The following is an 11,156-nucleotide window of genomic DNA, read 5'->3' as shown; positions in this document are numbered from 1 at the left end:
CCCTACTCCCCCTACTCCCCCTACTCCCCCTACTCCTGACTCCTGACTCCTGACTCCTGACTCCTGACTCCTGACTCCTGAATTCTGCTGTAAAATATATGAAAATTATTTCTTGTTCTCAACAACAGTGCTACGCTTGACGGTATTCGGGGCAATGGCACGATAAAATTCTATAACGATAAAATGTAATAAAGGTCTAAATGGCAGAAACACTATTTTTCAACGCCCTGCGGGAAGCTATTGACGAAGAAATGGCACGCGATTCTAGCGTATTTATTCTGGGCGAGGACGTGGGACACTACGGCGGTTCTTATAAAGTTACTAAAGACTTACACCAAAAGTATGGTGATCTGCGAGTTTTAGATACCCCTATTGCGGAGAATAGCTTTACAGGGATAGCTGTAGGGGCTGCTATGACTGGGTTAAGACCGATTATTGAAGGGATGAATATGGGCTTTCTGCTCCTCGCCTTCAACCAAATTTCTAACAACGCGGGTATGTTACGCTACACTTCCGGTGGTAACTTTAAAATCCCTATGGTGATTCGTGGTCCTGGGGGCGTGGGTAGACAGCTAGGTGCGGAACACTCCCAACGTCTCGAAGCTTATTTTCAAGCTGTTCCTGGTTTAAAAATTGTGGCTTGTTCTACACCTTATAACGCTAAAGGATTGCTGAAAGCAGCTATCCGCGATGACAATCCTGTGTTATTTTTTGAACACGTTTTACTTTATAATTTAAAAGAAGACTTGCCAGAAACAGAATATGTACTACCGCTAAATAAGGCTGAGGTTGTCCGTCAAGGTAAGGACGTGACGATTTTAACTTATTCGCGGATGCGGTATCATGTGCTGCAAGCTGTAAAAGCGCTGGAAAAACAAGGTTATGATCCAGAAATTATTGACCTAATTTCCCTGAAACCTCTTGATTTTGAGACCATTGGCGCATCAATTCGCAAGACTCACCGGGTAATTATTGTGGAAGAGTGTATGAGAACCGGGGGTATTGGTGCGGAATTAACCGCTTCGATTAATGACCGCTTATTTGATGAATTGGATGCACCTGTATTGCGGCTTTCTTCCCAAGATATTCCCACACCTTACAACGGTAATCTTGAGCGTCTAACCATTGTCCAACCAGAACAAATCGTAGAAGCCGTCCAGAAAATGATAGCTTTGCGAGTTTAGGTATTTGTTAGTTGTCAGTTGTCAGTTGTTCGTTGCTGTGAACCAATAACCACTGACTACTGACCACAAGAGGAACACAGTAGCGTTGGGAGCTTCGCGTCTTCAAACCGCAGGGGAAAACGCACACGGGCGAATTGATTGCCTTCAATATTCGTGATACAATTAAATTGTCACTAAAGACATAAAAAGCTACCGGGGGACTCTTTTGAAAGTTACGCTTGTCAGAGATGATTCTGCCAGTAATGGCAAACAGAATCAAGGCAAGAACCGTACATCTAAGGTAATACCTGAAAAGCGGATATTATTCGAGCAGTTGTCTTGACAATTATTCGATTAAGAATCTCCGCGTCTAAAGACGCGGGGAGTGTCAACTCAAACTTCTACTCACAACGCAATCAAAGAACGTTATTATAACCTTTGTTAGTTGTGAGTGATAGTATGCAAAAACAGCGATCGCTATTAGCGTTAATTATAGTTTTGGTCATCGCCGCTATTACGGTGATTCTGACAATTCCTGTCCCCTTGGGGTTAGATCTACGAGGTGGCTCACAGCTTACTATTCAGGTGAAACCAACGGCGGAAATTCCCCAAATCACCGAAAGAGAATTAGAAGCTGTGAAAAAAGTAGTCGAAGGGCGAATTAATGGTCTTGGTGTTTCTGAGCCATTAATTCAAACTATCGGTACAGATAAGATATCCGTACAACTACCGGGTGTCAATGACCCAGAACAAGCAGAACGAGTATTAGGTGGTACGGCGCAATTAGAGTTCCGCATCCAAAAACCGAATACAGAAACTCAACTTTTTGCCCTCCAGGTAACAAGGAACGACCTGAAAACCAAGCGGGATGAGTTGAAAAAGAACCCAGATCAAGCGGCAATTACCAAGAATAAGGAAGAGTTTGATAAAAGTAATCAAGCAGTTGCAGAATTGTTTGAAAGTACCAACCCACCCCTCACCGGCAAATATCTCAAGGATGCCTACGGTGAACCCAATCAAGGCACTAACTGGAATGTGGCTATCCGTTTTGATCAAAAAGGTGGAGAACTCTTTGCTGGACTCACAAAAGACCTGGCTGGTACAGGTCGGAGTATTGGTATTTTTCTAGATAATGAAGTCATTAGTTCACCCACCGTAGGACCAGAACACGCTGCTACTGGAATCACTGGTGGTTCTGCTATTATTACGGGTCGTTTTCAAGCCCAAGAGGCTAATGATTTAGGGGTACAATTGCGCGGTGGTGCATTACCCGTTCCTGTGGAAATTGCGGAAAGAAGAACAGTAGGCGCTACTTTAGGAAAAGATAGTATTCAAAGAAGTATCTACGCTGGTATTGGTGGTCTGACTTTAGTATTAATATTTATGGTGTGGTACTATCGCCTACCGGGAATGATAGCCAATATTTCACTAATAATTTACTCCATACTGACTTGGGCTGCATTTTGTTTACTAAGTGTTACCCTCACTTTGCCGGGAATTGCAGGTTTTATTCTCAGTATTGGTATGGCTGTTGATGCTAACGTCTTGATTTTTGAACGCACCAGAGAAGAATTACAAGCAGGTAAATCTTTATATCGTTCTGTAGAATCTGGTTTTTACCGCGCCTTTTCCAGTATTTTAGATAGTAACGTCACTACCTGGATTGCTTGTGCTGCATTATTTTGGTTAGGTTCAGGATTAGTCAAAGGCTTTGCACTTACCTTAGCTTTAGGCGTAGGGGTGAGTATGTTTACCGCAATTACTTGTAGTCGCACATTGATGTTTTTAGTTATTTCCATTCCCTCTTTGCGGAACACACAACTTTATGCTCCTAATGTTCCAGTAGCAAATAAGACAGGAGTGGCACAATGAGATTAAATATTAATAAAGCCCGGCGTACTTGGTGGACTATTTCCGGTGTGATTATCCTGGTGGGGATAATCTCCATGGTGATATCCACACTCAATCCCAGCATCAAAGCACCTCTGCGTCCCAGCTTAGACTTTATCGGCGGAACCAGGTTGCAATTTGTGCGGGACTGTGACAAACCTGGTAACTGTGACCAACCCATAGATATTAACCTAGTTCGAGAAGTCGCCAAATCCCAAGGACTTGGAGACAGCAGCATTCAGTTAATCTCGGAAAATGGACAGGAAAATGGCATTACCATTCGCACCAAAAACCTGGAAACAGAACAGCGGAGTAATTTGCAAAATGCCTTAACTGAAAAAATTGGCACTTTCGACCCCCAAAAAAATCAAATTGACTCCGTTGGTGCAACTTTAGGAAAGGAATTATTTACTTCGGGAATCTTAGCTTTAATAGTTTCTTTTGTCGGGATAACTGTTTATATGGCTTTCCGGTTTCAGTTGGACTATGCCTTATTAGCTATTGTGGCTTTGTTTCACGACATTCTGGTAACAACTGGAGTTTTCTCAATTTTAGGGTTAGTTTTCGGCGTTGAAGTAGATAGTCTTTTCATTGTTGCTTTGCTAACTATCACAGGTTTCTCTGTCAATGATACTGTGGTAATTTATGACCGCATTCGGGAAACTATTAAACTTCATCCTGAACAACCAATTGCTGAAATTGTTGATGATGCAGTTAACCAAACTTTGTCTAGATCAATCAACACCACCTTAACAACCTTACTGACATTAACTGCTATTTTCCTATTTGGTGGGGAAACGCTGCATTATTTCTCTCTGGCGTTAATTGTGGGCTTTGTAATGGGAGCTTATTCTAGTATTTTCATTGCTAGTACACTCCTGATTTGGTGGCGAGAACGCAGTGGAAATTACTCAGTTGCAACTCCTATAAGTTCTCAAGAAAGTTAAATTTCACTCACTCCTAGCCTCTGGCTTCACTCGTTCCTAGCCTCTGGCTGGGAATGTCTCCGTTGAGGCTCTGCTTCCTTACTACACTAAACCCCTACAAGTCTAGGTTTTTCGTGATTTTACAAAAGTCCATGTCCCCCAACCCTGTTGAGTATAACTAAATAATTGGACAAAAATATTTACAGTCATTGCGAGCGAAGGGAAGCAATCACAACCCTTGGAATTGCTTCATTTCACTGCGTTATATATGGCTAACGCCACGCTGCGCTAACGCAATGACATTGTGTAATTAATTCTGTCTCACTACTTATAACTAGCGGCAGAGCCGCAATGATGAGCATTCCCAGTCCGAGACTGGGAACGAGATTTTGAACTAGATTTTGTAGGCGCACAGTATATCTTTCCTATGGATAAACCTGAAGAACCACAAATTGAACCAGCGACAGTGGAATTAGACCCGGCTTTTGCTCAACAATTACAAAAACTACATAGGCTAAGAGTATATGGCAGATGGTTATTTGCCGGTTGTTTATGGCTGACTATTGCGCCTTTTTGCTTATGGAATTTACGAACTGAAATTTCTTTGTTACGAGAATATTTTACCTGGGTAGGACTACGATATACACTGATTTTTCATCCCCTATCTACACTGGGTTTAAGTTTATGTATTGGTATGACGACTTCTGTTTTAGTTTGGCAAAGTCGTAATATTATATGGGGATTACCATTACAAGAACAGGAAAATTTAAAAAAGCAACTTTATCGGATTCGTCAACAAGGATCTTCTCATCCTTTATGGAAATGGGTTTGTTAATAATCAGGGAATAGGCACGAAGCGAAGTCATTTAGGGTGCGTAATTTACAGGAATAACTCAAATGTCATATAGTGAATTTACTCTAGACAAAGTTAGAAAAGCCTTTGCTTTAACGATTATAGATAAAATTAATATTTTTGCATCTATCCCAGAAATTGAATGTCCAGATTTACTAACAGAAGTATTAAAAGAAAATCTACCTTTAGCACTTGCTAGTAATACTGAAAAATCCCGTTCTGAAATGATAATTGCGCCGATTTTAATAGCTGCTAGAAAATATTTAAACAATCAAATCAGTTTATTTTCAGGGATTGATTTTACAGTAGACACTGAACAAGGATTAAACGGTAATTGTGATTTCATTATTAGCCGTTCACCTGAATTATTAATTATTAATGCTCCCGTTGTCACAATTGTAGAAGCTAAAAAAGAAAATATTAATGCAGGTTTAGGACAATGTGTAGCAGAAATGATAGCCGCCAGAATGTTTAATGAACGTGAAGGTAATAATATTCAAACAATTTATGGTACTGTCACCACTGGTACTAACTGGAAATTTTTAAAACTTATTAATCAAGTGGTAGAAATTGACTTGACAGATTATTATATTAATAATGTCGGTAAAATTCTCGGTATTTTATCTAGTATCGTGATGGAATAGGTATTGTATATGCTTCCGGAGTCAATTACTGCTGAACAAGGAACGGTTTTATATAACGTTAGCTGGGATACCTTTGAAGCCTTGTTGAAAGATACAGGTGAGGATAGGGGAACGTTTAGCGGACAAACTAAGAGAATTGAATATTGACCCTGACATTTTATAAAAAAATACACTTTATGTAGTTGGGTTTCCTTACGTCAACCCAACATTTAAAATATTTGATTAATTTTGCATAGTTAGCTATCAATTGTCAATTGATAATTCATATTTGGCTAGTTTGGGAAAGGTGAATCGTAGGATGTCAAAAAGTTTGTCAGCAGCTTTGGAGTTATTTTGCGCCACGTATTTCCAGATATTCTCAATATCTTTTGCTGCTTGGCTAGAAATCCGAAATTGACTCATACAGAACCACTATCAGCCAAGTTTTTCTGGACTCGCCCTTTAATAGCGGCAAAAAAATTGCTCAGTAACTCTTCATCATATTCAGTATACTCACCATTTTCTAGTTGCTGAATACCAATGTTAATTTCATGGCGTAAAGCTGCTAATTTGAGTTTTTGCAGTTCTTCCTCAAGGTTTTGCAGTCGATCTAACATCTGTTGAAATTCTTGTGCTTCCTGCACTACAACCTCAGCTTTGCCATTGACAGTCAGCACCAGTGGGGATTTTGTAGACTTAATTTTTTCTACGTAGTCTTTGGCGTTACGTTTGAAATCGGTAAGAGTTTGGATATTTTGGAGATTAATTCTAGTTTGCATCGCATCTAATAAAATGCTTAATAATACATATTATAAGATGTTTTGTGGCTATTTCTGCTATAGCTACCCAAGAGATTTAGAATATAAAAAAACTTATTTGAGTAAAGTGACTCAAAAAAACGTAAATCATCATGGGGAAGTCCCACAAAGCAGCAATACTAATTATTATTCTCTGCTAGGACTCCATCCCGGAGCATCAGTAATTGATATCCGTCGTGCTTATCGGGAACTGAGTAAACTCTATCATCCAGATACGACAGAATTACCTGCTAATATTGCTACGGCTCAATTTCAGCAAATCAACACAGCTTACGCTACCCTGAGTAATCCAGAACGGCGCTTAAACTATGATTTAAAAATTGGCTATTCCCGTTTTGGTGTCATTCAAGTCCCACCAGATTTAAATCACTCCGTGCATAAACCCTACGATTTTTCCAAATCAATGTATTTGGATGCAAGCGATCGCCCCTTGTCTGCTGGAGAAATATTTGTATTATTTATTTTGGGGTTAACCATTGTTGGTTGTATGCTATTAGCTCTGGCGATCGCCATTCTCCGTGGAGAAGCAATCAGTTAAACTCAATTTCCCACCTCTAAAATCACCAATAATTCTGAATTGAACTGCTTATGCTTTCCGCTGATACACCCCTATATAGTCACTCTTTACCACAAATCGAACAATGGCTAAAAAACCAAGGTTGTCAACAAGACGATACCCAACTACATTGTTGGCGTGTCCAACGATCTAGTTGGGAAGCGGAACTTTGGTTAGATACTGAACAAATTACAGTTCGCTATTTTCAATCAGGAGAAAACCGTCAAGATATACAACGTTCCTTTAAATATTCCCTGAGTCGGGAAGACATTGAAGAAGCGGTTTTTTCAGGACCATAATCTAATTTGGGATTTGGGATTTGGGATTTGGCACAAATCTAAAATCCCAAATTGTCACACCTTCCCAAAACGACGTTCTCGTTGTTGATAAGCAGATAAAGCCCGATGAAATTCATGACGGTTAAAATCCGGCCAAAGAATATCAGAAATATAAATTTCACTATAAGCCATTTGCCAAAGAAGGAAATTAGATAATCGCATTTCCCCACTGGTGCGAATTAATAAATCTGGATCTGCTATTCCAGCCGTATATAAATGAGCTTCAAATACTTCTTCAGATATATCATCAGGCTGTAGTAAATCTTCCTTGACCTTTTGAGCGATTGCCCGACAAGCCTGTAAAATCTCCTGCCTACCCCCATAATTAGTCGCAATTGTAAACCTGATACTCCGATTATCCTTAGTTTGATCCATAGAATGGGAAATCTCAGCCTGAAGAGCCTGTGGTAAAGCCGATAAATTACCCACAAACTGAATTTGCACGTTTTCCTCCACCATTTCCCGCAGTTCTTGGCGTAAAACGCGCTGAAATAGATTCATCAAAAATTCCACCTCCTCCTCTGGTCTTTGCCAATTCTCCGTTGAAAAAGCATAGGCAGTTAGGGCTTTAATTCCCCAGTCCTTGCAACAGTGGAGCAAATCCTTGAGAGCATTGACACCAGCCTTATGACCCATCATGCGGGGTAGACCACGACTTTTTGCCCATCGGCCATTACCATCCATAATTACCGCGACGTGCTGAGGTAGTAATTCTTGTTTTAAATCAAGAGGTAAATATTGCAATTCAGTTTGTTGTGTTTTCATTTTTTATCTTGAGAAGCGGTCGTATCCCTACGGGTAGCGTGTCGAAGGCAAGGTAAGCCAAGTAGCCGGGACATTAATTTTAGTGCTTGATCACCAAGTTGACGAACTAAACCTAAAAGACCAGGTGCATGAGCCTCCCGATCTACAGTCGGAGAAAATCGAGTTTCTAAAGACTCTTTGAGCTTTTTAATAGTTAGTGGTCTATATAGAGTTCCCTTTTCCGCTAAGGAAATAGAACCCGTTTCTTCTGATACAACAACACAAATACAATTTTCGACCCTTTCAGTAATTCCCATTGCCGCCCGATGGCGTGTTCCCAACTGCCGCGACGCTGTGCGTCCTGAAAGTGGTAGAATTATACCAGATGATACAATGCGCGAACCGCGAATTAACGTTGCTCCATCATGTAACAAAGTTCTCGGTTGAAAAATAGTTTGGATCAGTTCTTTAGAAACTTCAGCATTTAGTTTCACTCCTGGGACTGAAAAATCCTGTTCTTCGATAGGTCCTGTGGTTTCTAAAATTAGTAAAGCGCCAATACGATTTTTTGATAACTCTTTAATTGCATCAACAATTTCATCAATTACACTATCTGACTTAGGAATTGCTCTGGCATTATTTTGAAATAATTGCCAAAATTCGCCACGTCCCAATTGTTCCAAAAAACGGCGAAATTCTGATTGCAGTGCCACAGCCATAGCCACAGCACAGCCAATCACCAATTTTTCGAGAACAAAATTTAGCAAAGGTAATCCTAACTTGCCACTGAGCGCCGAGCAAAGCATTAAGACTATAAACCCTCGCACCATCCATAATGTGCGCCGTTCACTAATAATCACCAGGATCATGTATGTCAGTGCCAGCACCAACACCATATCCAGAGTCCCAAGGAGCAAGGACTGCGACCAATCTCCCAGGTTTATCAGCCATTGCTTCCACCAATCTCTCATGACATCTGGATTCTTATAGTCATTTGTCAGTTGTCAGTCGTCAGTTGTCATTTGTCATTTGTGATTTTTTAACCACTGACCACTGACCACTGACTACGGACTATTTAAGTCTTTCTGGTAGGCGATCTTGTCGAATCAAGTCTTGATAAGTTTCGCGTTGCAAAATTAAATTTGCTTCGCCATTTGCCACTACAACTGCTGCCGGTCGAGGGAGGCGATTGTAGTTAGATGCCATACTGTAATTGTATGCACCAGTTCCCATAACTACGAGAATATCATTTGCTTCAGTTTTTGGCAGTTGGGCATTTTTAATCAGAATATCTCCTGATTCGCAATGTTTACCCGCCAATGTCACAATTTCGGTGCAAGGATCAGATATTTTATTCGCAACCACCACCCGATAAACTGATTGATAGGTAATAGGACGCGGATTATCTGACATTCCGCCATCAATCGCCACGTAGGTGCGAATTTCAGGAACCACCTTGGTAGCACCAACCGTGTAAGCAGTAACACAAGATGTGGCAATAAGCGATCGCCCTGGCTCACAGAGTAACTTTGGTAAAGGCAAGTTTTCCGATGTACAAGCAGCTTGTACAACCTCACAAATTGCCTTAGACCATTCGGCAATGCTTGGTGGATCATCAGATTCTGTATATTTAATCCCTAGACCACCACCAACATTTAATTCTGTCACCTGCAAATCATGTTTAGCCGCATCTCTTAACCACTGCACCATCACAGCCGCTAAATCTCTATGTGGTTGACGTTCAAAAATTTGTGAACCAATATGAGCGTGTAACCCCACACAGTTTAAACTAGGCTGTTGACTCACAAAAGCAAACACCTCTTGTAAATCATGGGGATCAAAACCAAATTTACTATCTAAGTGTCCAGTGCGAATATATTCGTGAGTATGGCATTCTATCCCAGGAGTTAAGCGTAGCATGATCCGAATGGGCGAAAGAGAATAATTTTCCGTTTTCTCCCCTGCTATTTTCACCAGCATATCTAATTCATGCCAGTTATCCGCTACAATAGTACATCCAGACTGAATCGCTAAAACCAACTCATCATGAGATTTATTATTTCCATGTAAGTAAATTTTATTAGGACTCATACCCGCATTCAACGCAGTATAAAGTTCACCACCGGAGACTACATCAATTCCTAAACCTTCTGAGGCAACAATGGCACAAACCGCTAAACAATTCCATGCCTTAGAAGCATAAAGTACCTGAGATTCTCCCTTGTAATATTCCTTAAAGGTATCTCGATATTGCCTACAAGCTGTCCGCAGGGTTTCCTCATCTAAAATATATAAAGGTGAAGCAAACTGTTCAACTAGGGTTGTGACATCACAGCCACCGATTTCTAGATGATCATGATCATTAACTCTCGCCGTCAAAGGTAAGAGTTGTTGATTAGGAGAAATATCAGCACTGTCACCGCTTGTTGACTGTAAATATTGACGGCCAGAAAGTTGAACTTCGACAGGGTAAGTCGATACCATAACTAATAAGAGTTGTCTTTGTGAAAAATCAGGCCATGAGTATATGTCCTGATTTCCAGTTTACCCTCTCATTGGTAATGGATAATTAGTAATTGGTAATTAACCTTCCTCAATCCTCAAAAATTGTGATTTCATCCGACTTAAAAATTCAACCTTTAACCACAGATAATTTAACTGAACTATTAGAACTAGATAAAGCCTGTTTTGATGGTTTATGGACTATGGAAGGCTACCTGCGGGAGTTAGAAAGTCCTAATAGTCATTTTTTGGGGTTATTTTCACCTTTTAATCACTCCGAATTGTTAGGAATGGGGTGCTTTTGGTCAATTTTAGAGGAAGCACACATTACGATTTTGGCAGTTCATCCCCAATATCATGGTCAAGGACTGGGAAAAGCTCTATTATATTCCCTTCTGCAAACTGCGGCTGATATTGGTTTGGAGAGAGCTACCCTCGAAGTCCGTGATTCTAACCACGTTGCTATTTCTTTGTATCAAAAATTTGGTTTCAAAACTGCGGGAAAACGACGGGGTTATTACAAAGATAACAATGAGGATGCTTTGATTCTCTGGCTGTCTGAACTACAACAACCACATTTTCTCAAAAATCTAGATAAATGGGCAACTTTCATGAATTCACCCTTCTAGTAGTCTGTCAATCCAAAAATGACGGGTAAAGGCAAGTAAGTAGGGGGAGAAGAGGGGTAGGGGGAGTAGGGGAGGGAAAACAGAAGTTTTTCCTATTATTACCCGTCAAAATAA

Annotated in this window: 13 protein-coding genes and 1 pseudogene; 9 read left to right on the top strand and 5 right to left on the bottom strand. The window is 40.4% G+C overall.

Going from position 1 to position 11,156, the window contains the following annotated elements; genetic code table 11:
* Positions 1–200: 200 nt before the first annotated feature.
* The 6 genes and pseudogenes from IQ228_RS12055 to IQ228_RS12030 all read left to right on the top strand — a co-directional run.
* Positions 201–1,184, top strand: coding sequence for an alpha-ketoacid dehydrogenase subunit beta (locus tag IQ228_RS12055; protein WP_027404389.1), 984 nt, complete (start codon positions 201–203; stop codon positions 1,182–1,184).
* Between the two features lie 438 nt (positions 1,185–1,622).
* Positions 1,623–3,035 (top strand): protein translocase subunit SecD, encoded by a 1,413-nt coding sequence (gene secD, locus IQ228_RS12050; protein WP_193962950.1) that lies wholly within the window; start codon positions 1,623–1,625, stop codon positions 3,033–3,035.
* Positions 3,032–4,000, top strand: a complete 969-nt coding sequence (gene secF / locus IQ228_RS12045; protein ID WP_193962948.1) for a protein translocase subunit SecF — start codon at positions 3,032–3,034, stop codon at positions 3,998–4,000. Before secD ends, secF begins: the two co-directional genes overlap by 4 nt.
* A 406-nt stretch (positions 4,001–4,406) precedes the next feature.
* Positions 4,407–4,814: a hypothetical protein gene (locus IQ228_RS12040; protein ID WP_193962947.1), complete on the top strand. Its 408-nt coding sequence runs from the start codon at positions 4,407–4,409 to the stop codon at positions 4,812–4,814.
* Positions 4,815–4,876: 62 nt separating this feature from the next.
* Positions 4,877–5,476 (top strand): hypothetical protein, encoded by a 600-nt coding sequence (locus tag IQ228_RS12035; RefSeq protein WP_027404385.1) that lies wholly within the window; start codon positions 4,877–4,879, stop codon positions 5,474–5,476.
* A gap of 9 nt (positions 5,477–5,485) precedes the next feature.
* A pseudogene (locus tag IQ228_RS12030) lies at positions 5,486–5,590 on the top strand (Uma2 family endonuclease); the annotation flags it as partial.
* 129 nt (positions 5,591–5,719) lie between these two features.
* Here the strand turns inward: IQ228_RS12030 and IQ228_RS12025 are convergent.
* Positions 5,720–5,878 carry a type II toxin-antitoxin system RelE/ParE family toxin gene (locus tag IQ228_RS12025; RefSeq protein WP_152540510.1) on the bottom strand — a complete coding sequence of 53 codons (159 nt, stop codon included), beginning with the start codon at positions 5,876–5,878 and terminating at the stop codon, positions 5,720–5,722.
* A complete protein-coding gene (locus tag IQ228_RS12020) occupies positions 5,875–6,234 on the bottom strand; it encodes a type II toxin-antitoxin system Phd/YefM family antitoxin (RefSeq protein ID WP_027404384.1) in 360 nt (119 codons plus the stop codon). The genes IQ228_RS12025 and IQ228_RS12020 overlap by 4 nt, the downstream gene beginning before the upstream one ends.
* Positions 6,235–6,340: 106 nt before the next feature.
* On the opposite strand from IQ228_RS12020, the gene IQ228_RS12015 reads away from it, so the two are divergent.
* Both IQ228_RS12015 and IQ228_RS12010 read left to right on the top strand, forming a co-directional pair.
* On the top strand, positions 6,341–6,811 hold the full coding sequence (locus tag IQ228_RS12015) for a J domain-containing protein (protein ID WP_370566878.1): 471 nt from the start codon (positions 6,341–6,343) through the stop codon (positions 6,809–6,811).
* Between the two features lie 50 nt (positions 6,812–6,861).
* Entirely contained in the window at positions 6,862–7,128 is a 267-nt protein-coding gene (locus tag IQ228_RS12010; protein WP_035083275.1) for a DUF3143 domain-containing protein, read from the top strand.
* Positions 7,129–7,182: 54 nt separating this feature from the next.
* Here the strand turns inward: IQ228_RS12010 and IQ228_RS12005 are convergent, their stop codons facing one another.
* From IQ228_RS12005 to lysA, 3 genes are all read right to left on the bottom strand, one after another.
* Positions 7,183–7,932 carry an isoprenyl transferase gene (locus IQ228_RS12005; protein WP_027404382.1) on the bottom strand — a complete coding sequence of 250 codons (750 nt, stop codon included), beginning with the start codon at positions 7,930–7,932 and terminating at the stop codon, positions 7,183–7,185.
* Positions 7,929–8,882, bottom strand: a complete 954-nt coding sequence (gene cdaA, locus IQ228_RS12000) for a diadenylate cyclase CdaA (protein ID WP_027404381.1) — start codon at positions 8,880–8,882, stop codon at positions 7,929–7,931. The genes IQ228_RS12005 and cdaA overlap by 4 nt, the downstream gene beginning before the upstream one ends.
* A gap of 100 nt (positions 8,883–8,982) precedes the next feature.
* On the bottom strand, positions 8,983–10,395 hold the full coding sequence (gene lysA, locus IQ228_RS11995) for a diaminopimelate decarboxylase (protein ID WP_193962946.1): 1,413 nt from the start codon (positions 10,393–10,395) through the stop codon (positions 8,983–8,985).
* A gap of 125 nt (positions 10,396–10,520) precedes the next feature.
* Here lysA and rimI point away from each other — a divergent pair, with 125 nt between their 5' ends.
* The gene (gene rimI, locus IQ228_RS11990; protein WP_027404379.1) at positions 10,521–11,042 is read left to right on the top strand and encodes a ribosomal protein S18-alanine N-acetyltransferase; all 522 of its coding nucleotides are present in this window, start codon (positions 10,521–10,523) and stop codon (positions 11,040–11,042) included.
* The last annotated feature ends 114 nt before the right edge of the window (positions 11,043–11,156 follow it).

Origin of the sequence: Dolichospermum sp. LEGE 00246 (assembly GCF_015207865.1) — a bacterium.
In the GTDB taxonomy this organism is placed as follows: Bacteria; Cyanobacteriota; Cyanobacteriia; order Cyanobacteriales; family Nostocaceae; genus Dolichospermum; species Dolichospermum heterosporum.
This window is presented reverse-complemented; position numbering and strand designations above follow the sequence as displayed.